The organism is Streptomyces zaehneri, from assembly GCF_032248645.1.
In the GTDB taxonomy this organism is placed as follows: Bacteria; Actinomycetota; Actinomycetes; order Streptomycetales; family Streptomycetaceae; genus Streptomyces; species Streptomyces coriariae.
Map to the genome: position 1 here is coordinate 433,536 of NZ_JASTTJ010000003.1, position 24,872 is coordinate 458,407.

Sequence of the window (24,872 nt, forward strand, 5' to 3'; positions counted from 1 at the left end):
CTCTCGACGTCCCGCGGTCCGGCGTCGTCGCCGTCGCAGGGCGACCATACCGGTGGGTCGGTCGCGGCGGTCCGGCGGTTCAGCCGACGGCCGACCCGGACGGTACGGCGGCGGGGTCGCCGGCGTCCGTGCCCGGACCGGTGATCGGCGGCACCGCCGCCTCCACGGTCCTGGCCGGCCGCGCCCCCTCGGGCCCGTACACCGCCCGGGGTTCGGGGAACAGCCGCAGCAACGCCAGGTAGAGCACGGCGGCGACGGCCAGGGGCAGCGGCAGCCCGATGTCGATGCCGTTCGCCGGATCACCCAGCGGGCCAACGAACTGGCCCGGGATGTTCGTGAACAGCACACCGGGCAGCGCCGACACCCACCAGGCGGTCACACCGCGCCGGTTCCAGCAGTGCGCGAACCAGTAACGCCCGCCGCGCTGACGGCGGTTGATGCGATCTGCGACAGGAACGCGGCGCCGACCACCCTGCGGCGCGGGGTGGTGGCCGGGATGTAGCGGGACCAGTCGCGACGCGGGCGGATGCCGTCACTGATCGGGGTCTGCCGAACCTACGGCCCGGGGCAAGACCCCGACCAGAGGATGAATCATCCTTCTTCCGTGTCGGGAGCGGGCGAATCCGCCACCCCTCCGTGGGCGGGGCCGGAGTCGTGACCGGAGTCGTGACCGGAGTCGTGACCGGGACCGGGACCGGGACCGGGATCGGGGGCGGGGGCGGTGTGGGAGTCGGGGGCCGTGTCCGGTCCCTGGGCCCGCACCCGCTGGACCTGTTCGAGGGAGTCGCGCAGCTCGGTGAGCCAGTCGTCGGTGTGGCGCTGGACCAGCCGGACGCACCAGGCGAGCGCGTCGCTGCGGCTACGGGCCACGCCCGCGGCGATCAGGGTGTCGAGGACCTGCCGTTCGGGCTGCCGCAGCCGGGTCATGACGGGCGCGGCCACATGGGTGAACAGGGCGCGCTCCCCGTCGCACACCACACCCCAGGACACCTTCCGGCGGAACCGGTGTTCGGCGTCGCGGGCCACCGCCATCCGGGTCTCCCGGGTGCGCTCCCGGAACTCCTGGATCCGGGCGGTGACCGCCGCCTGCCGCTCGGCGGCCGAGACACCGTCGGTCAGCCGGGGTGTGGCGATGCGGCCGATCACGGTGATCTCCTCGCGGTCGACCGTCACCTCGGCGGGCTCCTCGAAGAGGTCGTCCGGCAGGCGGCCGGCGAACCAGCCCCTCAGCTTCTCTTTCTGGTCGGTCGTAATCATGTAATGACGATTACTCCGCAGGTACATGAACACAAGTGGTCGAGGAGAAGTCCGCCGAGAGCGGAACGGAGGGGTGTGCGCAGGGGTGCGCGGAGAAGTGGCGGAGGGGCGTGCGGAGGGATCCGGAGGCGGAGGCGGAATGTTTCAGGCCGATTAACGAAGCTATGGAAACCGGTCATCGAGTCGACCGAAGGGATCATGAAGCGCTTGCTTTCGGCGTTGGAACGTTCGAATTTCGTTACTTCTCGCCACTGATTCAATACGCAAGGTTACTGAAACCCATGGGGTCGATGTGAGTTTCGGCGGTGGACTCGGCAGACTCGCGCTCGCCGCGTTCGACACCGACCGAGCCGGACCGGCACACCCCCGAATCGAGCGGAAGGATGCACACAATGCGGAACACCGCGCGCTGGGCAGCGACCCTCGGCCTCACGGCCGCCACCGTCTGCGGATCCCTCACCGGATCCGCGCTCGCCGCCCCGGCCGCAGCGCCGACCTCCCTCTACGCCCCGTCGGCCTTCGTGCTGACCGTGGGCCACGGAGAGACCGCCGCCACCGTCAACGCGGCCCGGGCCGTCACTCTGAGCTGCGCCCCGACGCCCTCCGGCACCCACCCCGCCGCCGCTCGCGCCTGCGCCGAACTGCGCGCCGCCGGCGGCGATCTGGACGCCCTGGCGGGCCCGGGCGACGCCGTCTGCACGAGGCAGTACGACCCGGTGGTCGTCACCGTCGACGGCGTGTGGCAGGGCAAGCGCGTCTCCTTCGAGCGCGCCTTCTCCAACGAGTGCGTGAAGAACGCTGCCGGGAGCAGCCTCTTCGCGTTCTGAGACCGGGATCGCGTGGTCCCCGTGGACACCGAGAGAGGCTCGTGAGGTGGGGAGTGCGAGCCCCTGACACGGGAGCACCGTGATTCCGTACCCGGAGGCCGGAGGACAGTGTGGGGCTGTCCGCCGGCCTCCGGTGCACCCGTTTTCGGGAAGGGCGCGGGAGCGCGTCCCCGGGAATCCTCAGGACCGTTCCCGGTGGCTGGTGTCGCACCAGGGGTAGCGGCGGCTGCGCCGGCAGGTGCACAGGGCGACCCGGAAGCGGTCGGAGGCGACCGTGGTGCCGTCCTCCAGTTCCACCTCGACCGGTCCCTCGAGGAGCAGCGGGCCCCGGCGCTGGACGGTGATCCGGCAGGGCCTGTCAGCTGGGGAGTTCGGCACGGACGACCACCAGTTCCTCGTTCTCGTCGTCGGCGGACAGCAGACCCCGCTCCCGCAGCCAGTCCCTGCGCTCGCGCAGGACCGGGCCGAAGGGAATGCGGCGGCGTCGCGTCACGGACGCCTTCAGGCCGGACGCGCGCAGGACCGTCAGGGTGCTCGCGGGGTCGCTGAGCGCGGAGTGGACCATCAGCAGCACCCCGCCGGGCCGCAGCAGCAGGGGCGCCTCGAGACAGATCCGGTCGAGCAGGAGCCTGCCGTCACCACCGCCGTCCCAGGCCCGGGCCGTCCCGCGGACCCCGCGGTCGCCGGCCGGCGCGGGCACGTAGGGCGGGTTGGTCAGGATCAGGTCGAAGGTCTGCCCGTGCACCGGGGCGAAGAGGTTGCCGCGGTGCACGCGCACCGGCAGCCGTGCCCGCCAGGCGTTGAGGCGGGCGGAGCAGACCGCGCGCCAGGACACGTCGACCGCGGTGACCCGCGTGCCGCGCCGCGCGGCCTCCAGCGCCAGCGCGCCGGTGCCGGTGCCCACGTCGAGGACGTCGGCCCCCGGGAGCAGCGGTTCCTCGGACAGTGCCCCGGCCAGCAGGGCGGTGTCCTCCTGTGGGGCGTACACGCCCGGGAGTACGAGAGGATTCACGCCGACCAAGTACCCAGACAATCACGAAATATGGGCTTTTTCCTGATCGGGGAGCGGCGTACGCAGCGAGGACTCTCCCGAGCGCCAGGCGCTGAGCAGGCGGGCGGCGAGGCGGTCCTCCAGATGCCCGGTGGCGTCGAGGCCGAAGGTGATGTCGGGGGCCAGGTGCGGTTCCTCGTCCAGCAGACCGCCGATGACGTCATGGCGTACCACCTGCTCGTGCACGGCGTCGGCCTCGACGTGCTCGTCGTAGAAGCGCACGGCGGCGGGCCCGGCGTCCGCGCGGCGCATCGCCCGCGCGAGCCGCCGGGAACCGGGCGAGGAGGTGATCTCGACCGCCGCGAAGTGGCCCACGAGGGCGCCCCTGAGGGCCCGGTGCAGGCCGAAGAGGGACATCAGGTTGACCGTGGCCAGTGTCTCGGCGCACGCGGCGTCCAGATAGCGGCCGTAGGCGGTGTCCAGGCCCAGGTCCGTCATCAGGTCCGCGAACAGCCGTGCGTGGACGCGGTCGGGGCGGCCGCCGCCCCACTCGTCGAACTCCACCGCCGCCATCGCCGCCTTGGCCCGGCCCCACAGCCTCGGCAGCACCCACGCGTGCGGGTCCGCCTCCTTCAGGTGGTAGAGGGACCGCTGGGCCGCGTACTCGCGCAGCTGCCACAACTCGCCCTCGGCCGCGAGGAAATGGCTGACGCCCGAGCCCTCGACGGGCTCGACGAGAAGCTCCGCGAGCGCGTCCTCGACGCAGTCGTGGACCGCTGTGTCCTCGCGCAGGGCGGTCAGGAAGCGGTGCTCCAGCGCGGCCCGCACCCGCAGCAGAGCGGGATCCCACTCCCGGTCCGGGGCCACCCCCGCGAAACCGCGGTAGTGCAGCTCGTAGCAGAGGTACAGGGCCAGCTGGAGGTCGTCGCCGTACGCGGAAGCGACCGCGACCGTCTCCGCCGCCGGGAGCGCGTCCGCGCCCGCCAGGTATCCGCGGACGGCCGCGGACACCGGGCCCCGGGCGACCGGCAGCTGTGGTCCATGGGGGTCTTGTGCCATGCGCGCCGGGTACCCCACGCACGCCGGACCACCCGCCGGGGCCCGGATCACGCGGAGCGACCCTCCGCGTACGGCGGCTCGCGCGGCCCCGCGGGCCGGGACTGGCCTGGGCGGCCCGTCTGCGCCGATCCGCGCCGACCTGCTCCGGTCACCCGGAGCGTCGGGCCGGCGGCCGCCGGCAGCGGTACCCGAGCCGGTCGAGATCACCTTCTCCTGGCCGTGTGTACCGGCAGAGGGACCCCGCCCGCCGCGTCCGCGACCACCAGCCGCACGGCGTTCGAGTCCACGCCGAGCACGCTGATTCTCAGGGGCCGCGAGTACCCAGGGCCGAACCTGCGGGCTCCCCGCCCTTCCGGGCACGGCACAGAGGGGCCGCCGTCCCTCGCGGACGGCGGCCCCTCTTCCCGGTGTCTCCCTGGTGCGGCGGGTGGAGGGCCCGTCACATGTGGACCACCGGTGCCGCGTCCGCGTCCTGCTGCGGCACCCCGCGGCGGAAGAGCAGGAACGCGATGACCGCGCCCGCGGCGAAGAAGACGGCCGACCACCAGAAGGCGGTGGTGTAGCTCTCGATGCTCGCCTGGGCCTGGACCAGCTTGTTCGCCGGGTTCTTCCCGACCAGGTAGTCGGCGGCGGCGCTCGCGGCCAGGGTGTTCAGCAGGGCCGTGCCGATCGAACCGCCCACCTGCTGCATGGCGTTGACCGTGGCGGAGGCCACGCCCGCGTCCTCGGCGGCGACCCCGCCGGTGGCCATCTGCATGGCGGGCGGCATGACCAGGCCGAGGCCGACACCGGTGATGACCAACTGCGGCAGCACCGCGCTCAGGTAGTGGGAGCCGACGCCGATCCCGGTCAGCCAGGCCATGCCCACCGCGGCGATCGCGAAGCCCAGCGGGATGACCGCCTTCGGGCCCAGACGCGGCACCAGGGCCGTGGTGCCGATCTGCGCCGCCACCATGAGCGCCCCGACCATCGGCAGGAACGCCACACCCGTCTTCGTCGGGCTGAAGCCCAGGTTCAGCTGGAGGTAGTACGTGAGGAAGAGGAACACGCCGAACATGCCGGCGCCGGAGATCAGCACGGCCAGGAACGAGGCCGCCCGGTTGCGGTCGAGGAGGATGCGCAGCGGCAGCAGCGGGTGCGCGGCCCGGGTCTGCCACCAGGTGAAGGCCGCGAGCAGCGCACCGCCCGCGAGCAGGAAGCCCCAGGTCTGCGGCGAGTCCCAGTCGTGGGTCTCCGCGTTGGAGAAGCCGTACACGAGGGAGAACAGGCCGGCGGCGACCAGGACGGTGCCCGGCACGTCCAGCCTGGAGTTCTCGGCGTCGCGGTGGTTGGACAGCAGCAGCCAGCCGCCCGCGAAGGCGACGACGGCGATGGCCACGTTGACGTACAGCGTCCAGCGCCAGTCGAGCGCGTCGGTCAGGATGCCGCCGAGCAGCAGGCCCACCGCGCCGCCCGCGCCGGCGATGGCGCCGTAGACGCTGAACGCCTTGGCGCGTTCCTTGGCGTCGGTGAACGTGGTGTTGAGCAGCGAGAGCGCGGCGGGCGCGAGGAGCGCGCCGAAGGCGCCCTGGAGCGCGCGGGCGGTGACCAGCATCTCGAAGTCGGTCGCGGCACCGCCGAGGGCGGAGACGGCGGCGAAGCCGACGACCCCGATCAGGAAGGCCGTCTTGCGGCCGAAGAGGTCGGCTATCCGGCCGCCGAGCAGCAGCAGGGAGGCGAACGCCAGCGCGTACGCGGTGACGATCCACTGCCGGTTGCCGTCGGAGAAGCCGAGGTCGGCCTGGGCCGAGGGCAGGGCGATGTTCACGATGGTGGCGTCCAGCACCACCATCAGCTGGGCCAGGGCGACGACCGCGAGGATCCACCACTTCTTGGCGGATGCTGCGGACGGCCCCTGGTCGGCGCCCGTGCGGGTGCCGTCCGTCAAGGTCTTCGGAGACATGGGGAACCACTCCAGGGACGTGAGGGCAAAGAGCACGTAAACGAAACGGTTTCGTACACCTGGAGGCTAGACCAGTTTCTGCGAAACGGCAAAGTTTCGTTAGTGGGGGCCGTGTCGGACGCGGCGCCGGTGGTTCCGGGGCCTCAGGCCAGCTGGCGTCGCACCAGCTCGTGCAGCCTTCCGCCGGTGTCCGCGAGGAGCTGGGCGGGCGGGCCCTGCTGGGCGACCTTGCCGTTCTCCATCACCACGACCCGGTCGGCGTCCATCACCGTCGACAGGCGGTGCGCGATGACGACCCGGGTGGCGTTGAGCTTGCGGGTGCTCTCGATGACCGTGCGCTGGGTCTCGTTGTCGAGGGCGCTGGTCGCCTCGTCGAAGAACAGGATGCGCGGCCGGCGGATCAGCGCCTGGGCGATCATCAGGCGCTGACGCTGGCCGCCCGAGACCGACCCGCTGCCCGAGACGATCGTGTGCAGCCCCATCGGCATGCGCCTGATGTCCTCGGCGAGCCCGGCCAGCTCGGCGGCCGCCATCGCCTCCTCCGGCGTGTAGGCCTCGGTGCCGCAGATCACGTCCAGCAGGGAGCCGGTGAACGGCTGGGCGTGCTGGAGCACCACCCCGCACTGCCGGCGCACCGCCGAGCGGTCGAGGGCCGCCAGGTCCTGGCCGTCGTACAGCACACTGCCCGAGACCGGCTTGTCGAAGCCGATGAGCAGCCGCAGCAGCGTCGACTTCCCGCAGCCGCTCGGGCCGACGACCGCCACGAACTCGCCCGGACGCACCTCGAAGGAGACGTCGTCGAGGACGAGGGGACCGTCGTCGGAGTAGCGGAAGGACAGCCGGCGGGCCTCGAGCGCGCCGGTCAGCGGGCCGGGGCGGGTGCTCGCCGTGCGGACCTCCGGTGTCGCCTCCAGCACCGGCCGGATCTCCTCGAACAGCGGCAGCGCGGCCACCGCCGAGACGAACGCGCCGGTCAACGAGGTCACCGAGGTGAGCAGCATCGTCATCGAGGTGTTGAAGGTGAGGAAGTCCGCCGCGGACAGCGCACCCCGCGCCGGACCGGCCAGCAGCATGAACATCAGCAGGGAACACAGCGGCAGATACACCGAACCCAGCACCGTGTTGAGGTTCTTGATCCGGCCGAGGCGCTGCTGGAGTTCCCGGCTGCGCGCGAACTGCGCCGCCCAGGCCGCGTACGCGTAGTTCTCGGCGGCCGCCACCCGCAGCTTCGGCAGTCCGCGCAGGGTCTGGAACGCCTGGTTGTTGAGCTTGTTGGAGAGCACCACGAGCCGCCGCTGCCAGCGCACCTGCCACAGCCCGAGCGCCAGGAACACGGACGCGATGACGACCAGCATGCCGATCGCGGCGAGGGCCATCGGCACGCTGTACCAGAGCAGCAGCCCCAGGTTCATCGCGCCGACGGTGAGGGACTGCGCGACCGAGGGACCCAGTCCCGCCAGCAGCCGGCGGATCGCGCTGATGCCCATCGCGGCACTCGCCAGCTCGCCCGTCGAACGCTCGGCGAAGAACTTCGTCGGCAGCCTGAGCAGCCGGTCCCACACCGCCGGCTGGAGCGTCGCCTCGATCCGGCCCTCCAGCCGCAGCATGGTCAGGTTCTGCAGCAGCATGAACGCCGCCGCCACCACGCCGCTGACCATCACCGCCAGACACACCTGCACGATCAGCCCCTGCTGGGCCTTCGGCACGTACTCGCCGAGCACCTTGCCGGTCGCGATCGGCACCAGCGCCCCGATCACCACCGTCACCAGTCCGCTCAGCAGCAGGTTCGTCAGGTCCCCCGCCGTGCCGCGCATGCTGAAGCGCAGCAGTCCGAGGGGGCCGAGGCCCGCTTCCGGCAGCGGGCGGTAGAACATGACCGCACGCGGCTCGAACTCCTCCGCGTTGGCCTTCTCGACCGGGGTCTCCCGCCCGGTCGCCGGGTGCACGGCGACATAGCCGCCGCGCCGCCACAGCAGCGCGACCGGCGCCCCGGACAGGGCCCGGTGCCCGACCAGCGGCCCCACGTCGTCCCGCCACCAGTGGCCGTCCAGCCGTACGGCACGGGCGCGCACCCGCGAGGCGAGGGCGACCCGCTCCACCGGGTCCAGCCGGTCGCTGTCGGCGCCCATCCGCGAGGGTTCGGCGAGGGTGATCCCGGCGGCCCGGGCGACGAGCCCGCACGCCGCGTAGGTGGCGTCGGCGTCGGCGGCCGTGGCGCGCTTGCCGGTGCCCCTGCCGTTCCTGTCGCCGCGGCCGCTCCTGCCGATCGACGCGAGCAGGGTCCGGTCGGCCTGGGCGCGGACCGCCTCACCCGCCTTGATCCCGGCGGCCGTGCGGGTCTCGTGGGTGTGTTCCAGCTGCTCGATCCAGCGGTCCAGCGTGGTCAGCAGCCGGTACTGCTGGTCGACCATGCTCTGCCACACCGCAGGGTCCATCAGCAGGTCGGCGGCCGCCTCCGGGCCGTACGACGAGCCGTACCGCACGCTGCCGGGCGGCACCTGCATCCAGAACACGTCGTCGTCCCCCGTGCTCGAACGAGCTCGCACAGGGGCGCCCCCATCCCCGGCGGCCCGTTCGGTGGCCATCGGCGCCTGGAAGAGGATCGACAGACCGCGGCCGACGCCGAGGGCGAGCGCGTACTCCAGGGGGCTCGAGGTCGGCGGCACGTACTGGGGGTTGCCGTACTCGTCGTAGGACCAGGTCTGGGTGTTCGCGGGCTGGTACAGCTCCCGCAGCCCGACGCGGTGCACGACGCAGTCGCGCAACGGGCGTGCGACGAGCGTGTGGTGGGGTCCGGTGACCGGACCGAGCAGCAGGGCGCCCGCCTCCAGCCGGCCCAAGTGGTGCCAGTGGCTCTGCTGTTCGGCGTCCACCGCGAACAGGTCCAGCGCGCCCGACGCGACCAGCCACAGCACCTGCGGCCCTTCCAGGTCGAGCCGGCTGAAGCCCGCGCAGTCGATGCGCGCGCCCAGCTGCCCCAGCGCGGCGAGCACGACGTCACCTTCGGACACGGCAGTCATCTCATCGCTCCCTGACCAGCGCCGCGTACGAGCCGCCGCGCGCCACCAGTTCCTCGTGCCGCCCGCGTTCCACGACCGCGCCGTGCTGGAGGACGACGATCTCGTCGCTGTCACGCACCGTGCTGAGCCGGTGGGCGATCACCACGCACGCGCAGCCGCGCCGGCGCAGGTTGTCCATCACCACCTGCTCGGTCTCCGCGTCCAGCGCGCTGGTCACCTCGTCCAGCACCAGGATGCTGGGCCGGCGCACCAACGCCCGTGCGATCTCCAGGCGCTGGCGCTGACCGCCGGAGAAGTTGCGGCCGTCCTGCTCGACCTTGCTGTGGATGCCGCCGGGCCGCCGTACGACGGTGTCGTAGAGGGCCGCGTCCCTGAGCGCGTCGACGACGGCGTCGTCCGGGATCGACGGGTCCCACAGCGCCACGTTGTCCCGCACCGAGCCCTCGAAGAGGAACACCTCCTGGTCGACGAAGGACACCGAGGAGGCGAGCGCCCCGCGCGGAATGTCCTCCAGGCGCCGGCCGTCGACCCGGATCACGCCCTCCCAGGGCGCGTACAGACCCGAGATCAGCCGCGACACCGTCGACTTCCCGCTGCCCGAGCCGCCGACCAGCGCCACCTGCTGCCCCGGTCCGACGGTCAGGTCGAAGCCGGTCAGCAGCGGCTTGTCCAGCGGGCTGTAGCCGAAGGTGATGTTCTCCAGCTCGACATGACCGTTCAGCCGACGTGTGGAGTCCCCGCCGGCTCGGCGGTCGTAGAGCGGGTCGGCGCGGAAGTTCTCCACGTCCTTCAATCGGGCCACGTCCGCCGCGAAGTCCTGGATGCGGCCCGCGACCCCGTTGAGGCGGGTCAGCGGGGCGGTGAAGCGGGTGACCAGAGCCTGGAAGGCGACCAGCAGCCCCACCGAGATATGGCCCTCGATCGCCCGCATGCCGCCGATCCACAGGATCAGCGCGCTGTTGAGCGTCGCGAGCGTCGGCGCGACCACGCCCAGCCAGGCGCTCGGCACCCCGAGCCGCTGCTGCTCCTCCAGCGTGGTGGCGTGCTGCCCGGCCCACTTGCGGAAGTATCCGTCCTCGCCGCCGGTAGCCTTCATCGTCTCGATCAACTGAAGCCCGGTGTACGCCGTGTTGGTGAGCCGCGCGTTGTCCGCGCGCAGCTTCGCCGTCCGGGTCGCGCGCAGCCGGATGACGATCCGCATGGCGACGATGTTCAGCAGCGCCACGCCGATCCCGACGGCCGTCAGCTGCGGGTCGTAGGTGTAGAGGAGTACCGCGTACAGGACGACGACGATCGCGTCCACGCCCGCCGACGCCAGGTCGCGGGCCAGCGTCTCGGCGACCGCGTCGTTCGACTGGAGCCGCTGGACCAGGTCGGCCGGGCTGCGCTGGGAGAAGAAGGTGACCGGCAGCCGCAGCAGATGGCGCAGGAAGCGGGCGCTGGAGAGGGTCGAGGAGATGATCCGGCCGTGGTGCAGGTTGGCCTGCTGGAGCCAGGTGAGAGCCACCGTGAGGGCCACGCAGGTGCCCATCGAGACGAACAGCACGCCCAGCAGCGAGGTCTGCCGTCCGATCAGGAACATGTCGATGTAGGTCCGGCTGAGCGCCGGCACGGCGGCGCCCACCAGGACCAGCAGCAGACTCGCCAGCACGGCCGCCGGCAGGGTGCCCGCGGTGCCGCGCAGCCGGGCCGGCATCGCGCCGAGCACACCCGGTCTGCGTCCGCCCCGTTCGAAGTCCTCGCCCGGCTCCAGCACCAGCACGACACCGGTGAAGCTGCCGTCGAAGTCCTCGATCGGCACGAAACGCCGGCCCTTGCCGGGGTCGTTGATGTACACGCCCCGGCGGCCGAAGCGACGGCCGAGGCCCTCGTAGACGACGTAGTGGTTGAACTCCCAGAAGAGGATCGCGGGCGACCTGACCCCGGCGAGGGCGGCCAGGTCCATCTGCATGCCCTTGGCCGTGAGGCCGTAACCGCGGGCCGCCTTCAGCAGGTTGCTCGCCCGCGAGCCGTCACGGGAGACACCGCAGGCGATGCGCAGCTCCTCCAGCGGGATGTGCCGGCCGTAGTGCCCGAGGACCATGGCGAGCGAGGCCGCCCCGCACTCCACGGCCTCCATCTGGAGCACGGTGGGCGTGCGGACGGTCTTCGTCCGGCTCTTGGGAACCGTGCGCCGGGGCGGTGCGGCACGCCGCCGGGTCCGCGGCTCCTCGGTGGTGGTCACGGGAGCAGCCAATCGACGGGACGCTGGTCGGCCAGCCGGATCGAACCCGTGGCCGTGGTCATGGAGGTGAGGGCGAACGGCGGCCCGTCCGCGGACGACCACCGGTAGCCGCTCTTCGTCGCCGAGGACCTGTCGAGGCGGACCAGGACCGCCACCGGGCGGCCGTCCTCGGTGAACTGCTCGCCGAGCTGGCTGTCGCCGAGGAACGCGGCGATCGCCTGCGCCGACTGGGCCGCGCGGTCCACCGACTTCACATGACCGCGCAGCACGCCGTACTCCTGCGAGGGCACGGTCTGCACGGTCAGGTCGACGGTCGCGCCGGACGGGATGGAGGCGGCGTTCTCCGCGGGGACGTACACCGTGGCGTACAGCGGGTCGTCGGCGTCGGCGACCTTCTCGACGGCGGCGACGTTCGCGCCGGTGGAGATGATCTGACCGATGGTGGCGGCGAGTGCGGTGATCCGGCCCGCGGCGACCGTCCGCACCACGGCGTCGCCCTCCGCCGTACGCACCTTCAGCACGGGCGAGCCGGCGGGCAGCCGCTCGCCCTCCTTCGCGAGGACCGCGGTGACCTGGCCCGCGGCAGGGCTCTGGAGGATGTAGCTGCCCTCGCCGTGGGTGAGGACGGCGGGCGCGCTCACCGTGGAGGCGACCGAACCGGTCACCGCCCACACGGACGCGGCCGCCATGACGACCACGGTCACGGACAGCACCAGCCAGCCCTGGGGGCGCGCGAAACGCACCGGCAGGTCGAGTTCCTCCGGCGACTGGAGCTTGGCGAGGGCCTGTTGGCGGAACTGCACGGGCCTACCTAGGGAGTTTCGGGCGCCGATGAGCCCCGGAGCCGGGTGAGGGCTCCGGGACTCGAAGGGGTCACGAAGGTGCGATCAGAGACCGGCGACCAGGTTGGTGACCGGGGCCGTGTTCAGGCCGGTGACACCCTCGACGGTGCCGACGGCCGTGTTGACCAGGCCGGAGACCGGGGCGATGCCGTCCACCAGGCCGGTGACGGTGCCGACGGCGTTCAGGGACAGACCGCCGGAGACGTTGTCCAGCTCGGCGTCGGAGATCTCGACGGTCTCAACCTGGGGGGTGGAGTTCATGGTGGAACTTCCCTTCACATGGATATCTCATAAGGGGGGAGCGGCCCCCTCTGGGGACAGATGACGGCCGCGAGCACGGGCACCGGGCACCCCGTTTCCGGGAGACCGCGATGACCCTGCGGTGCGTTGGATCAAAGCAGGTCCACGGTCGGCGCAGCCAATCAATCACCGCGTTCACCTGCGAACTTGTGTCACGGGAGCAGGAAACGGTGCAGGCGCGCCCACTGCTTGTCGGCGACTTCTTCACACCACGGGCGGGATCCGCTCGGATGAGCTTCCGGCGCTCTAGCGGCGAATCCGACACTCCCGCACCAAAGGCAGCGCGGGCGCCGGGCAGTTGTGCAGAACCCCTGCTCGCGGTGACCCGCTTGGGCATTCGATGTGCAGATTCCCTGAAGCGGGGATTCGGCCCGCGACTGCGAACGGAACGTCGCCGGTCGGCCACGGGGCGTGTCGGCCGGCGTGTGCCCGTTCGGGAGGCGCATAGCGCGTGCACAGGTTGCCGAACCCCGTTCGGGGGTCGGGCTCCGGCCGTACCGCTCGGTTCAGGACATCCGAACCGGTCACCGCGCACCGGAACGAAGTCGGCCGGCATGTCGTCTTCCTGTTTCCGGGTTCCTGTGAACGGCCGACGCGGTGATCCCGGCGGTCGTGTCCGGGGCCGCCGCCGGCACCTGTCCCGCAGGCCCCCCGACTTCCCGTGCCGACGCTCCTGACCAGGGAGGACGCCGAACCGGCGGTGCTCGTCGACGAGTTCGGCACGCAGGCCCGGAGTGAGCGCCCGGAGGGCGAAGCCGACCGAAAGGATCTTGTCGGCTTCGGCGGTCGTCATCGCCATATGGGCGTTTGTTCCCGGGGTCGCGAGGTCGGGCTCCGGTCATGGCCGATTCAGGTTTGAGCAAAGGAAGTTGGCAAACGCGATTGAACGCACCCCGTGACCCCTGCGTACTCATGGCCAACCAGGCGCCGCTGTACGGAGCTGCCGAACCCCGGCAGCCAGACCCCGTCCCCCAGGAGGTCGAGTTTTTTGAGTCACAAGCGAGTTACGAAGCGCAAGGCCATCATCGCGGCAGGCGGTGTGGCGGCGCTCGGAGCGGCGGCCATCCTGCTTCCCAACGCCAACGCCTCCCAGGACGGCGGCTCCAACGACGCCGCCACGGTGAAGACGCTCAAGGCGGGCGACGCCTCGGATCTCGCGTCCCAGCTCGAGAAGCTGCTCGGTGACGCCTTCGCCGGCTCCTACTACGACACCGAGGGCCAGCAGCTGGTCGTCAACGTCGTGAACGTCTCCGGCGACGAGAACAACGTCATCGTGCAGGCGAAGAAGGCGGGCGCCAAGGTCCGCGAGGTCGAGAACAGCACGGCCGAACTCGAGGCGGCCGCCAAGACGCTGAAGACCGAGGCGACCATCACGGGCACCGCGTGGGCCGTCGACCCGAAGACGAACAAGATCCTCGTCACGGCCGACTCCACGGTCACCGGCACCAAGTGGGACAAGATCGAGTCGACCGTCCAGACCCTCGGCTCGGGCATGGCGACGATCCAGAAGTCGGCCGGCACCTTCACCACGAAGGTCGCCGGAGGCGACGCGATATTCGGCGGCGGGGCCCGCTGTTCCCTCGGCTTCAACGTGACGGCGGGCGACGGCTCCCCGGCCTTCCTGACGGCCGGTCACTGCGGTGTCGCGGCCGAGAAGTGGTCCGACTCCGAGGCCGGCGAGCCGATCGCCACCGTCGACCAGGCGACCTTCCCCGGGGACGGCGACTTCGCGCTGGTGAAGTACGACGACCCCGCCACCGTGGCCGCGAGCGAGGTCAACCTCGGCGACCAGACCCTCGCGATCACCCAGGCCGCCGAGGCGACGGTCGGCACGCAGGTCTTCCGGATGGGCAGCACCACCGGTCTCAACGACGGTCAGGTCCTCGGCCTCGACGCCACCGTGAACTACCCCGAGGGCACCGTCACGGGCCTCATCCAGACGGACGTCTGCGCCGAGCCCGGCGACAGCGGCGGCTCGCTCTTCACCCAGGACGGCCTCGCGATCGGCCTGACCTCGGGCGGCAGCGGCGACTGCACCGTCGGCGGCGAGACGTTCTTCCAGCCGGTGACCACCGCGCTCGAGGCGGTCGGCGCGACGCTCGGCGACGGCGGCGTCGGTGCCGGTGACGCGGTCGGCGGCGAGGAGGCCGGCGCCGGCGCGGTGGACGAGAACGGTGACGGCATCGACGACCAGACCGGCGAGGCCATCGTCGGCGGTGGCGAGGAGGCCGGCGCCGGCGCGGTGGACGAGAACGGTGACGGCATCGACGACCAGACCGGCGAGGCCATCGTCGGCGGCGCGGACGAGAACGCCGACGGTGGCGCGGCCGGGAACGCCGACGGCCACGACCAGAACGACAACGGCGCGCAGGACGGCTCGGGTGTGACCGAGTCCCACTGACCCGGCATCAGCTGAACGGTCCGACCCTCCGGCGGGGGTCGGACCGTTCGTTTCTGCGCCCGGCGGCGGTCCTCACGCGTCACCCCGCGTCCGCAGCAACAGCAGCGCCACGTCGTCGCGTCGCTCGTCCGCCGCCGCGTAGGCACCCACCAGCTCGTCGGCCAGTTCCGCCAGCGGACGGTCGCCGGCCTCGCCGAGCCGCCGCCCCAGGTCGGCGACCGCGTCCTCGATGTCCACCCCCGGCGTCTCGATGAGCCCGTCGGTGTACAGGGCGAGGACACAGCCGTCGGTCAGCTCGAACTCCGCCGTCGGATACGTCGCCGCGGCGTCGATGCCCAGCAGCGGACCGCCCGCGAGGTCGAGGACGCGCACCCGGCCGTCCGCCCGGCGCAGCAGCGGCGGGGGATGCCCCGCCCGGGCCATGACGGCCCGCCCCCGGGCCGGATCCAGCCGCAGGTAGAGACAGCTCGCGAACAGGTCGGAGCCGAGGTCGATCAGCAGCCGGTTGGTGCTGCGCATGACCTCCGCCGGTTCCTGCCCCACCGTCGTGTACGCGCGGACGGCGGTACGGATCTGGCCCATCAGCCCGGCCGCGGTCACGTTGTGCCCCTGCACGTCCCCGATCACGGCCGCCGCGTGCGGGTGCGAGGGCACCAGGTCGTAGAAGTCCCCGCCGATCTCCATGCCGCGGGTGGCGGGCAGATAGCGGGCGGTCGCCTCGATCCCGGGCAGCGACGGCAGGGAGTGCGGCAGCAGCGCCGCCTGAAGCCCGTGCGCCAGTCGGTGTTTGACGTCGTAGAGCAGGGCACGGTCCAGGGCCTGGGCGATCAGCCCGGCGAGGCTGGTCAGCACCGCACGCTCGTGCGTGGAGAACGCGTGCGGTTCGGCGTAGGCCAGCACACAGGCGCCCACCGGGCGGCCGGAGGCGATCAACGGCAGGAAGGCCCAGGCGGCGAACCCGTCGGGAGTGGAGTGCCGGGCCGGGTACAGCCGCTCCAGGTCCCGCCGGGAGTCGAAGAACGCCGGGACGCCGGTGGCGGCCGCGTGCGCGCCCGGCGTCGGGGAGGACAGCGGCGTCCGGTCGAACCGCTCCACGACATGCGGGTCGGGGTATCCGTGGTGCCCGAGCACGTGCAGCCGCCCGGCCCGCGTGCCGAGCAGCGCCAGCGCCTGGCTGCCCACCGCCGGGGCGATCTCGTCCGCCACCAGCCCCACCACGTCCTGCACGCTCACCGTCTCGGTGAGCGCCCCGGCCATGCTCAGCGCCTGCGACATCGACACCAGCCGGGTCGGCGCGTCCTCCGAGCGGGGACCGGTCGGGCTCATCTCCGACACCGCACGGGCCCGGCTGATCCGCACGCTGATCCCGGTGGTACTCGGATACAGCCGGAACGACAGCCACTGCGAGGGCGGGCGCAGCGCCACGAAGGAGGTGGCCTCCTGGCTGAGCAGCGCGGCCCGGTAGCGCTCCTCGTACAGGGGGTCGTTCAGCCAGGGAACCGCCGCCCACAGCTGCGAACCCAGCAGCGTGCCCACCGGGACGCCGAGCAGTTCGGAGGCCGCCTCGTTCGCGAACCCGACCCGTCCGCTCACGTCGAGTGAGCACATTCCGTACGGCAGCCGCGACACCATCCGCGCCGCCTCGATCGTGCCGAGCGTGCCGGCGACGCCGCCCAGCAGCGGGCCCGCTTCCAGCAGATCGGTCTCGGCCCGCACCGAACGGTTCTTCGAAGCGGCGCGTTCCAGCCGCAGCGCGAGCCGCTCACAGGCCGCCGTCAGCTCCCGGCGCTCCCGGTCGGAGAGGTCCGGCGGGTGCGAGCCGGGCCAGGTCACGAAGACCGCGCCGTACACCCGGGTCGCGGTCAGCACCGGCAGCGCGGCCAGCGCGAAGGGATAGGGCAGCACGACGGCGATCCGCGGATAGCGGCGGGCCATGTCCTCCACCCCGCCCACCCACACCAGCCGCCGCTCGCGCACCGCCTCGGCGACCGGGATCGGCGCGCTCAGACCCACCCGCTCCCAGGGGGCAGCGAAGGACCGGGGCAGGCCCGCCATCACCGCCATCTCCAGCAGCGGCTCGTCGCCCGGACGCAGGTACACGGCACCCGAGTGCGCGCCGACGGCGTCCATCATCGACGTCAGCGCCAGGGAGAGCAGCGGCTGGCCGACCGGCGCCCAGGCGGTCGCAGGTGCCTGACCGGACGACATCTGCCCGTCCGACACGGCGACCACCTCCTCGCCCGGCGCCGCGCGAGCCTCAGGGTCCAAATCTGCCCCCTGGCGGCCCGGCGCGCACGGCGAGCGACCCGCCCGCCGGGGGCCGGCCCCATACCCCGTCGGACCACCCGCATGCCCCCTCGGTCGAAGCGCGCGACGGCGTACGGGCGCCCCGCGTGCGCCCCCGCGCATCCCGATGGCCGGATCTTCGCGCTGAGAAAAGGTCCCGGAGCCGAAGAATGGGCACGCGTTCAACACCACGAACGACACCACGGACGACACCACGAACGACACCACGGAACAGGCGTACGGCGAGAGCTGAAGGGGCGGCAGTGATCCGCGTACTACTGGTGCACGACGCGTGTCTGGTCAGATCGGTCCTCGCACAGTGGCTGTCCCGGGAACCCGATCTTCGGGTGGAGGACGTCCCCTGGCGCAGCGCGGCGGGCCGCGTCGGGGCGGTGCGCCCGGACGTGTGCGCGGCGGATCTCGACTGCTCCGACGCCTACGGGCTCCCGCCCCTGGGCGACTTATGCCCGCGGGGCGGCGGTCCGGTGCCGCCCCGCTTGCTGGTCCTCGCCAGTGCCAACCGTCCTGGCCTGCTGAAACGGGCTCTGGAGGCGGGGGCGCTCGGCTATGTCGACAAGGCGGGCACGCCGGAGCAGTTGCTGCGCGGCATCCGGAAGGTCGCCCAGGGGGAACGTTTCGTCAATGATTCGCTGGGCTTCGGCTTCCTCAAGGCCGCCGAGATGCCGCTGACCCGGCGGGAGCTGAGCGTGTTAACGCTCGCCGCCGAGGGCGCCTCCGTCGCGGAGATCGCCGGGAACCTGCATCTGTCCCACGGGACCGTGCGCAACTACATGGCGGCGATCACCCGCAAGACCGGCGCCCGCAACCGGGTCGACGCCATCCGTATCTCCCAGGGGCAGGGCTGGCTTTGAGCGGCCCCCCGTTCGTCCCGCTTCCCCCGCTTCCCCCGCTTCCCCCGCTTCCCCCGATTTCGCCGGTTCGTTCGCGTCCCTTGCTTTCCCGCCTCCCCCGGCTCCTTCTCCCGCCTCCTCCCAGCCGCCGACGAGGTCGCGGTACAGGGGGGAGCGCCGCACCACCTCGTCGTGGGTGCCGTACGTGGTCCGCGGCCCGTCCATGACCAGCACCCGGCCGGCGCGTCTGGCCGAGCTGATGCGGTGGGCGACGACGACCAGGGTGCCGCCCGGCCGGGCGGCGAAGGCGCGCTCGGCCCGGGCCTCCGCCTCCTGGTCCAGGTGGCTGGTCGCCTCGTCGAGGAGGGCGAGCGGGGCGTGCGACAGGTAGGCGCGGGTGAGGGCGATCAACTGGCGTTCGCCGCCCGACAGGGCCGCGGGATCAACCCTCGCCGCCGGTCCGCCCAGCGCGTCGAGCAGCGGGGTCGAACCGACCGCCTCGGCCGCCGCGAGCAGCTCCTCCTCGGGCACGTGGTCCGGCCGCAGGTGCGTCAGGTTCGCGCCGAGGGTGTCGCTGAACACGTACGCCTCCTGCGGGATGAGCACGCGTCGAGCGGCGGCGTCGCCACCCGGCACCGGCCGACCGCAGATCCTCATCTCCCCGCGCACCGGCTCCAGCAGCCCGGCGACCAGCCCGGTCAGCGTGGACTTCCCGACCCCGCTCGGGCCCACGACGGCCAGCCACGCCCCGGTCGGCAGGGTGAGCGTGAGGCCGTCGACGACCGGCGCGGAGGCGGGACCGTAGGCGAAGGTGAGGGAGGTCAGCGAGAGCGCGGGGGGTGCGGGGCCCGGCGGGACCACCGGCGGGACCGCCTGAGGGGCGGGCCGAAGGGGAGGGCCCTGCGGCGTCGCGCTCGGCCGGGGACGGTGGGTGGACGGGGTGGGGCCGGTGCGCGGGCTGTGGTCGGTGTACGGGCTGTGGCCGATGTACGGGCTGTGGTCGGCGGACGGGTGGCCCGGCGCTTCGCGGGGCCGGGCCAGGGACGGGCCGGTGCCCTCCGGTCGCCGTGCGACGGCCGGTTGGCGGAGGTCGGGCGGTCGGTGGGGGCCGGGCGGCAGGCGGTGCCGGGGCGTCGTCCGGTCCTCGCCGTCGGCCGGGAGTACCGGTGTCTCGCCGCGCGGTGCCAGTCGCCGCAGGACGACCGTCAGGCGGGAGCCGCTCGTGCCCAGGCCGTGGACCAGGGCGGTCAGGGCCGGGAGCAGGGACTGGGTGACATAGGCGAGGGCGCCGACGAGGGCGCCGGGGGTCACGCCGTGGTCGAGCAGCCAGGGGGCGCCGGCCAGCAGCAGGACCAGTGGCAGATGGCCGCCGAGCGCCAGGCACGCCACCCGGGCCACGCCCCAGTGGGCCAGGGCGCGGGCCGCGTGCAGCTCGGCGTCGACGAGCGCGCCGGTGTCCAGGGCGATCCGGTCCTCCGCGCCGGCCGCCGTGACGTCCCTGAGCCCCGGGCAGACGACGCCCAGGTGCCCCGCCAGAGCCTCGTCGGCGGCGAGGAAGGCCTCCTGCCGTCGGGCCAGCGGACGCAGGGTCACCGCGAACAGGCCCACGCCGACGGCGAGCGGCACCGCGACGACCGGCAGGAGCTGCGGCGCGAGCGCGCACAGGCCGACCATCGCGCCGGCGGACGTGAACACGAACGAGCGCGAGACCATCACCAGTCCCGCGAAGCTGTCCCGGGCGATCTCCACCTGCTGGGTGAGCCCGGACAGCGCCCCGCCGTCCGCCTCCCGCACGCCGCGCCGCACCACCCGGGTGACCAGCCGGTCCCGCAGCGGTTCCACCAGCGCGGCGACCGCCCCGTACACCCGCCCGGTCCCGTACGCGCCCACGAGCACCCCGAGCCCGGCCACCGCGAGCCACCGCAGCCCCACCTCGGCCCGCCCGGCCAGGAACCCGTCGTCCAACGCCCGCGCCAGGGCGTAGCCGAGCAGGAAGGTCTGCCCGGTCTCCAGCACCGACCAGCCCGTCAGCCGGCCCAGGGCCCGCCGACGGTCCAGCAGAAAGCGCAGTCCCCTGGCTCCCAGCCCGTCCGCGCCGGCCACCCGGCTCACCTCCGTGCCTGCGGGCCGGACTCGGCCGCCGTCCGCGCCTGCGTCCACGCACCCGCCGTCGCATCCGCCGTCGCACCCGTCCGCGCACCGGCGCCGGCTTCCTCGGCCGTCCCGAACACCGCCCGGTACCCCGCCGTCCGCCACAGCCGTTCATGCGTCCCCACCGCCCGCACCCGGCCCCCGTCCAGCCAGGCCACCATGTCGGCGCGGGCGGCCGTGGAGGCGCGGTGGGCGACCACGAGGCGGGTGGCGGTCGTGGTCCGGCCGAACACGGACCTGGTGACCTGGCGTTCGGTGATCGTGTCGAGGCTGGAGAGGGCGTCGTCGAGGATGAGGAGCCGGCCGCCGTGGGCGAACGCGCGGGCCAGGCCGAGACGTTGGGCCTCGCCGCCGGAGTGCGGGGCGTCCGCGCAGGGCGTGGCCCAGCCGTCGGGCAGCCGGCGGACGAAGTCGTCGGCGCAGGCCGTGCGGGCGGCCTCCCGGACCCGGGCCGGGGAGGCGAGGCCGAGGGAGACGGTGTCCTCGATCGTCGCGCCCAGCAGGGCCGGGCGGTCGAAGGCCTGGGCGATCGCGGCCCGCAGTTCCGCCCGGGGGAGCGCGGGCAGCGGCACGCCGTCCAGCAGGACCTCGCCGGCGTCGGGGTCGGCGAGCCTGCCCGCCAGCGCGGCCAGGAGTGACTTGCCGGCCCCCGAGCGGCCCACCAGGGCCAGGGTCGTCCCGCCCGGTACCACCAGGTCGACGCCGGCCAGCACCGTACGGTCACCGCGGCGGGCGGTCACGCCGCGCAGTTCGAGCCGGCCCGGGCCGCCCGGCGGCAGGCGGCGGTCGCCGTACGGGGGAGCGGGTTCGGCCAGGACCTCGCCGAGGCGGGCGGCCGCCGTGCGGGACCTGACCAGGCCGGAGAGCTGTCCGACCAGTACGCCCACGCCGGTGGCGAGCACCGCGTAGCGCGACGCGGCGAGGAGGTCGCCCGGGGAGAGCCGGTGCCGGGTGAGCAGCAGGCCCGCGACGGCGACGACCGCGAGGTGCAGCAGGGGCGCCACCGCGGTCGCCTGCGCGGCGGCCCGGCCCTGCACACGCCACATGCGCCGGCCCGCCCGGGACAGTTCGGGCAGCGGCCGCAGGATCCGTGCGGCGTCCCGGTCCGCCGTGCCCGCCGCGCGGATCGTGCGGGCCCCGCCGACCGCCTCCGTGAGCGCGTCCGCGATCCGCCCCTGCGCCCGCTGGTAGTCCGCCACGCACGCCGAGGTGCCCCGGGCGAGGGACCGCAGCACGAGGGTCAGGACCGGCGCACCGGTCAGGAAGACGACCGCGAGCCACGGGTCGAGGAGGGCCAGCGCCGCCACGGCGCCGACCGGGCCGGCCGGCGCGGCCAGCAGGGCGGCGCGGGCGCCGGGCGCGGTACCGGCCTGGGCGGCGCTGCCGACGACCCTTGCGACGAGGTCCCCGGCGCCGAAACGGGCCGTGGCGCGCGGGCCCACGGCCAGGACGTGGCCGGTGACCCGGCGGCGCAGGAACGCGGTGCTCCGGGCGTCGAGTGTGCCGGTCAGGACGGTCTCGCAGGCGTCGAGCAGGGTGAGCAGCAGGGCGAGGGCCGCGCAGCACAGCACCCAGCGGGTCGCGGGGGAGTGGGTGAGCAGCAGGTCCAGGGCCCGGCCGAGGGCGGCGGGCAACAGCAGTTGGGCGCCGGTCGCCGCCACGCTCACCAGAGCGAGGGCCACGCAGCGGGCTCCGCTGTGCCGGGTGGCCGCGCCGAGCAGCTCACCGGTCGTCCGGTCCATCGGCATCCTGCTCCCGCGCTTCCTCGGAGGTTGGACAAGGGAAATCGGGACCCGGGCGGCCCCTCCCTGGGGAGCGGACCGCCCGGAGCCGTCAGCGTGTCGTGCGCGCCGAGGGTGTCAGAGACAGAGCAGAACGCTGGCCGCGCTGATGCAGGACAGCAGGCTCACGGTGCTGTTGCCGCCGCCGCTGGTGTGCTCGTCGGATTCCATCGTCTGAAGGTCGAGCAGGGCCATGGTGTGTCCTCTCATCGGTTCATCGGTGGGATGTCACGTCCCGTGGGGACGGGTTGCGTCACGACTCCGTCGGTTGCGCGGAGCCGCGTCATGAGGGCCGCCGGTGCGGCGGCGGGAGGAACGGCAGGTGCGCGGTGGCGCCGGTGCCGTCCGGGTCGAGGGCGGCGGCGAGGGCGAGCAGACAGCCCGCCGTTCCGGTGCCGAGGTCCATGGAGAGCCGCATCATCTGGTGCCCGGGGAAGGCGAGTTGGCCCTGGTAGGGCATCGCGAACCAGCCCAGCGCGGCGATCTGCTCGGCGAGCCGGCTCCGGGTCGCGCCGGGGGTGCTGGTGCGGGCGAGGTGCAGGATCATCCCGGCGCGGCCCTGGAAGAGGCCGGGCTGCGCGTAGAAGCGTGAGGTGGCCGCGGTGAGGATGCCGGCGCGGGCGCGGTCGAACTCCCCCGTGGGGTCCCCGGCATGGGCCGCGTGGTCGTCGAGCACCGCCCCCACCCCCACGCTCCCGTCCCCGAGATACGGCAGGGTCCGCCACCCCTCGTCGACCTCCAGCGCACCGCCCTCGCGCTCGCTGCATGCCGCCAGGTCCCGGCGCAGGGCGACGCCTGCCGCCTCCAGCAACCGGCGCTCGCCGCTCTGCTCGTACTGCCTGAGCAGGAACAGCGCGGGTCCGCTCGCGCCCCGCAGCAGCCCGGCCCGGCGTCGGCGGGGCGTGTCCGGCACCGGTTCGGCGAGTCGTGTGACGACGATGTCCGCGGCCTCGGCGGCCCGTTCGCGAAGGCCCGGCTCACCCGTGCGGCGCGCGAGGTCGCCGAGGACGAGCCCCAGTCCCGCCAGCCCGCCGTGCAGGTCGAAGGAGAGGTTCTGCCACCGCTCGCGCAGGATGCCGTCGACCAGGTCCAGTGCCCGCTGCCGGTGACCCAGCAGGTCCAGCACGTGGGCGACGCCCGCGAGGCCGTCGTACAGGCCGAGCGGGGTGCCCGTCGGGGCCGGGTCGGTGTGGTCGAGGAGCCAGCGCTCGCCGTCGTCGTGGCGTTCGGCGCCGGTCACCGCCAGCGCGTACAGCACGCCGGCCGCGCCGTGCGCCAGTCCGAGACCGCCGCCGTCGGAGAACTGGGCGACGTCCCCGGGGAAGAGCCGGTCGTCGCGTTCCGGAGTCGCCGACGCGAGGATCGCCTTGACCATCGAGTCGCGGCTGTGCGGCCAGTCACCGGGCTCCACCCGGAAGGCCGGCGCCGACGGCACCCGGGCGGCGGCCCGCACCTGCGCGCCGGACCCGCCGCCGTCCGGGGCGGGCCCGTCCGCGCGGACGTCGCGGGTGATCTCCGCGACCGCCTCGTCCAGGAACTCCCGGGGGACGTCCGGGAACTGCTCGGCGATCACCTCGGCCAGATGGGCCGCCTTGCCCCGGTCCACCACGAACAGCGTGGTGACGGGCAGGAACAGGGCCAGTCGCAGGCAGGCCAGCGCGTACCGGTCGACGTCGGCGCCCCGGCGGTCGGGCGGTGCGAAGAAGCCGGGGTGCGCCACGACCTGGCGGCCGTTCTCCCCGGCGGGGGCCGCCGCCTCGAAGTCGATCAGGTACACCGACTCCTCGTCCGGCGCGACCATGATGTTGAAGACGTGCAGGTCGTTGAAGACGATCCCGCGCGCGTGCACCTCGCGCACCGCACGCTCCACCGCCCCGTGGATCCGTACCGCCCACGCCGTGTAGGCGGCGACGGCCCGCGGATCGGGGTCGGGGGAGAGCAGCGGGTGCCGCTCCGCGAAGAAGGAGTTGAGCGGACGCCCCTCGACGAGGTCCATGACCAGGAAGCGGTGGTCGCCGAGGGTGAACCAGTCCCGTACCTCGGGCACCACGCCGGTCCCGGCCACCGCCTCCAGCGCCCGCTTCTCCCGCTCCAGCCGGGTGATCGCGTCGGCCCCGTCCGAGGCCAGCCCCGCGTGCGGCCGGCCCTCCTTGAGGACCACCTTGCGCCCGGTGCGGGTGTCGGTGCCCGCGTAGACCCCGCCGCCGTTGGAGAAGTGCAGCGCCTTCTCGATGCGGTAGGGCAGTTCGCCCACGGTCGTGGTGTTGCGGGCCGCCAGGTGCGGCTCCAGGAACGGGGGCAGCGTCACCCACTCCGGCACCTGGAAGGAGGGCGCCCGCCGGTCCGGGACCAGGGTTCCCGCGCCGTCGCGCACCGCCGGCACCAGCGAGCCCCGGTCGTCGACGACGTAACTGCGGGCGAACGCCCCGTAGCGGACGTAGAGCGGGCCGTCGGACCAGCGCAGGTCGGTCAGGATGTACGGTCCCTCGAAGCCTTCCAGCAGCGCGCCCAGCTCGCGCAGCACGGTGTGCAGCCGCTCCTCGTCGGACGGGTAGACGGTGACGAACTTGCCGCTGGTGTCGCGGCCCGCGTACTTGGTGTTGCGCAGGTGCAGCAGGTGCGGGCCCGGCACGAACTTGAACGGGACGCGGCGCGGGACGCAGTAGTCCCAGACGATCGCCGCGATCCGCTCCGCGTTCGCCCGGGTGGCCGAGGCGTGGATCTTCCAGCCCTGGGCGGGGCCCGGTGCCGGGGAGCCGTCCGCGTCGAGCGGCGTCAGGGTCAGCCAGTCGCCGGTCCGCGCCGAGGTCCAGCCCTCGGGGACCGGGCGGCACGCCGTGTCGAACTGCGGCGCGGGACCGTCGCCGGTGAGCCGGTCGGGTGTCTCGTAGAAGTGCGCGTCCGCCAGCGCGTACACCTCGTACCGCTTGTCCATGCGTC

General features: G+C 73.3%; 15 protein-coding genes and 3 pseudogenes. 3 read left to right on the plus strand and 15 right to left on the minus strand.

The features are described from left to right. Positions 1-79: 79 nt before the first annotated feature. A pseudogene (locus QQM72_RS07655) lies at positions 80-436 on the minus strand (cytosine permease); the annotation flags it as partial. A gap of 269 nt (positions 437-705) precedes the next feature. Beyond that, positions 706-1,257: pseudogene (locus tag QQM72_RS07660) on the minus strand (hypothetical protein); the annotation flags it as partial. Positions 1,258-1,649: 392 nt separating this feature from the next. Here QQM72_RS07660 and QQM72_RS07665 point away from each other — a divergent pair. Beyond that, the gene (locus QQM72_RS07665; RefSeq protein WP_314220017.1) at positions 1,650-2,084 is read left to right on the plus strand and encodes a protease inhibitor; all 435 of its coding nucleotides are present in this window, start codon (positions 1,650-1,652) and stop codon (positions 2,082-2,084) included. Between the two features lie 180 nt (positions 2,085-2,264). Here QQM72_RS07665 and QQM72_RS07670 read toward each other — a convergent pair whose 3' ends face one another. The 8 genes from QQM72_RS07670 to QQM72_RS07705 form a co-directional block, all read right to left on the minus strand. Beyond that, a complete protein-coding gene (locus tag QQM72_RS07670; RefSeq protein WP_314220018.1) occupies positions 2,265-2,462 on the minus strand; it encodes a CDGSH iron-sulfur domain-containing protein in 198 nt (65 codons plus the stop codon). Next, positions 2,443-3,072: a HemK2/MTQ2 family protein methyltransferase gene (locus tag QQM72_RS07675; protein ID WP_399076318.1), complete on the minus strand. Its 630-nt coding sequence runs from the start codon at positions 3,070-3,072 to the stop codon at positions 2,443-2,445. The genes QQM72_RS07670 and QQM72_RS07675 overlap by 20 nt, the downstream gene beginning before the upstream one ends. Before the next feature lie 45 nt (positions 3,073-3,117). After that, positions 3,118-4,134, minus strand: coding sequence for an iron-containing redox enzyme family protein (locus QQM72_RS07680; RefSeq protein WP_314220019.1), 1,017 nt, complete (start codon positions 4,132-4,134; stop codon positions 3,118-3,120). 439 nt (positions 4,135-4,573) lie between these two features. Beyond that, positions 4,574-6,076: an MFS transporter gene (locus QQM72_RS07685; RefSeq protein ID WP_314220020.1), complete on the minus strand. Its 1,503-nt coding sequence runs from the start codon at positions 6,074-6,076 to the stop codon at positions 4,574-4,576. 143 nt (positions 6,077-6,219) lie between these two features. Then, a complete protein-coding gene (locus QQM72_RS07690) occupies positions 6,220-9,096 on the minus strand; it encodes an NHLP bacteriocin export ABC transporter permease/ATPase subunit (RefSeq protein ID WP_314220021.1) in 2,877 nt (958 codons plus the stop codon). 1 nt (position 9,097) lies between these two features. Then, the gene (locus QQM72_RS07695) at positions 9,098-11,320 is read right to left on the minus strand and encodes an NHLP family bacteriocin export ABC transporter peptidase/permease/ATPase subunit (protein WP_314220022.1); all 2,223 of its coding nucleotides are present in this window, start codon (positions 11,318-11,320) and stop codon (positions 9,098-9,100) included. Further along, positions 11,317-12,123 carry an HlyD family efflux transporter periplasmic adaptor subunit gene (locus QQM72_RS07700; RefSeq protein ID WP_314220023.1) on the minus strand — a complete coding sequence of 269 codons (807 nt, stop codon included), beginning with the start codon at positions 12,121-12,123 and terminating at the stop codon, positions 11,317-11,319. The genes QQM72_RS07695 and QQM72_RS07700 overlap by 4 nt, the downstream gene beginning before the upstream one ends. Positions 12,124-12,207: 84 nt before the next feature. Then, positions 12,208-12,423: a hypothetical protein gene (locus QQM72_RS07705; protein ID WP_020128984.1), complete on the minus strand. Its 216-nt coding sequence runs from the start codon at positions 12,421-12,423 to the stop codon at positions 12,208-12,210. 1,027 nt (positions 12,424-13,450) lie between these two features. On the opposite strand from QQM72_RS07705, the gene QQM72_RS07710 reads away from it, so the two are divergent. After that, a complete protein-coding gene (locus QQM72_RS07710) occupies positions 13,451-14,863 on the plus strand; it encodes a S1 family peptidase (protein ID WP_314220024.1) in 1,413 nt (470 codons plus the stop codon). Positions 14,864-14,935: 72 nt separating this feature from the next. On the opposite strand, the gene QQM72_RS07715 is transcribed toward QQM72_RS07710, so the two are convergent. After that, positions 14,936-17,095, minus strand: a complete 2,160-nt coding sequence (locus QQM72_RS07715) for a SpoIIE family protein phosphatase (protein WP_314220152.1) — start codon at positions 17,093-17,095, stop codon at positions 14,936-14,938. A gap of 224 nt (positions 17,096-17,319) precedes the next feature. Between QQM72_RS07715 and QQM72_RS07720 the strand changes: the two are divergent. Beyond that, positions 17,320-17,937, plus strand: a pseudogene (locus tag QQM72_RS07720) (LuxR C-terminal-related transcriptional regulator); the annotation flags it as partial. On the opposite strand, the gene QQM72_RS07725 reads toward QQM72_RS07720, so the two are convergent. The 4 genes from QQM72_RS07725 to lanKC all read right to left on the minus strand — a co-directional run bounded on the left by QQM72_RS07725 (position 17,860) and on the right by lanKC (position 24,867). Next, a complete protein-coding gene (locus QQM72_RS07725; RefSeq protein ID WP_399076325.1) occupies positions 17,860-20,103 on the minus strand; it encodes an ATP-binding cassette domain-containing protein in 2,244 nt (747 codons plus the stop codon). The pseudogene QQM72_RS07720 and the gene QQM72_RS07725 sit on opposite strands and share 78 nt — an antisense overlap. 5 nt (positions 20,104-20,108) lie before the next feature. Further along, complete coding sequence (locus QQM72_RS07730) at positions 20,109-21,899, minus strand: ABC transporter ATP-binding protein (RefSeq protein ID WP_314220025.1); 1,791 nt, start codon at positions 21,897-21,899, stop codon at positions 20,109-20,111. 111 nt (positions 21,900-22,010) lie between these two features. Beyond that, the gene (locus QQM72_RS07735) at positions 22,011-22,127 is read right to left on the minus strand and encodes a SapB/AmfS family lanthipeptide (RefSeq protein WP_020128989.1); all 117 of its coding nucleotides are present in this window, start codon (positions 22,125-22,127) and stop codon (positions 22,011-22,013) included. An 88-nt stretch (positions 22,128-22,215) separates the two neighbouring features. Continuing rightward, positions 22,216-24,867 (minus strand): class III lanthionine synthetase LanKC, encoded by a 2,652-nt coding sequence (gene lanKC, locus QQM72_RS07740; protein ID WP_314220026.1) that lies wholly within the window; start codon positions 24,865-24,867, stop codon positions 22,216-22,218. Between the last annotated feature and the right edge of the window lie 5 nt (positions 24,868-24,872).

Coding starts and splice junctions, on each gene's coding strand:
- QQM72_RS07665 (WP_314220017.1), top strand. CDS start 1,650: ATGCGGAACACCGCGCGCTGGGCAGCGACCCTCGGCCTCACGGCCGCC.
- QQM72_RS07680 (WP_314220019.1), bottom strand. CDS start 4,134: ATGGCACAAGACCCCCATGGACCACAGCTGCCGGTCGCCCGGGGCCCG.
- QQM72_RS07685 (WP_314220020.1), bottom strand. CDS start 6,076: ATGTCTCCGAAGACCTTGACGGACGGCACCCGCACGGGCGCCGACCAG.
- QQM72_RS07690 (WP_314220021.1), bottom strand. CDS start 9,096: ATGACTGCCGTGTCCGAAGGTGACGTCGTGCTCGCCGCGCTGGGGCAG.
- QQM72_RS07705 (WP_020128984.1), bottom strand. CDS start 12,423: ATGAACTCCACCCCCCAGGTTGAGACCGTCGAGATCTCCGACGCCGAG.
- QQM72_RS07730 (WP_314220025.1), bottom strand. CDS start 21,899: ATGCCGATGGACCGGACGACCGGTGAGCTGCTCGGCGCGGCCACCCGG.
- QQM72_RS07735 (WP_020128989.1), bottom strand. CDS start 22,127: ATGGCCCTGCTCGACCTTCAGACGATGGAATCCGACGAGCACACCAGC.
- lanKC (WP_314220026.1), bottom strand. CDS start 24,867: ATGGACAAGCGGTACGAGGTGTACGCGCTGGCGGACGCGCACTTCTAC.